This window comes from Bizionia argentinensis JUB59 (assembly GCF_000224335.1).
Lineage (GTDB): Bacteria > Bacteroidota > Bacteroidia > Flavobacteriales > Flavobacteriaceae > Algorimicrobium > Algorimicrobium argentinense.
Map to the genome: position 1 here is coordinate 1 of NZ_AFXZ01000031.1, position 739 is coordinate 739.

Genomic DNA, 739 nt, shown 5'->3' on the forward strand with positions numbered 1-739 from the left:
CACAGTATTTTTAATATTTATCCTTTTCCGATATTTTCAAATTCGTTAAAGAAATCAGATAATCACAAGCATTGTAAAAATCGCCTTTTTCTGGGTAAAAAACACTTACAGCTCTATAATTTTCGGAATTCACTCCTTCTAAAATCCATTCAGAGCCATCAGTACCCATTGAATATCGACCTAATTCCATATTCCAAAAATCAGCTTTTTTAACTAATTCATTGAAATTTTCCCATTCCTTTTTAGTGATGTTTTTGCTTTCGTTAATTATTATTTCAATCGGTTTATGATTTTCATCTAATTTGAGTGTTTTCCAATTCAAATTATACTTTTGTTTCGTTTCTGAAATTCTGATTACAACAGGTTCGTGGAAAGACCTTAACCAAGTAAAGCGAAATATTTCATTATCAACTTTTCGATTAAATAATAATGGTTCTCTCATTCCGAATAAATATTCAGAAAACCATTCCATCACTGAATCATCGTATTTGTCTTTTGAGTAAATTCTTTTTGCTATATAGCTTGAATCTTTTTGTGGTATGTATTGAATAGAATCTATATAAGGAAACATTTCCTTTGGAAAGTAAAATTGGTTTTTATCTAATGGAACATTTAGGGAATCAACTTTAATTGTCTTATCGAAATATTTTTCAATCGGCTTTTTACATTGAAAAAGGAAAACAGATTGAACAAGAAAAATAAATAATATCGATTTCTTCATAGGTTGGTTCATATTGTG

At 28.3% G+C, this 739-nt stretch carries 1 protein-coding gene; it reads right to left on the reverse strand.

Annotated elements, in window-relative coordinates:
• Positions 1 to 10: 10 nt before the first annotated feature.
• Positions 11 to 739: hypothetical protein (locus BZARG_RS08760; protein ID WP_237702585.1), on the reverse strand; the 729-nt coding region annotated here is incomplete at its 5' end.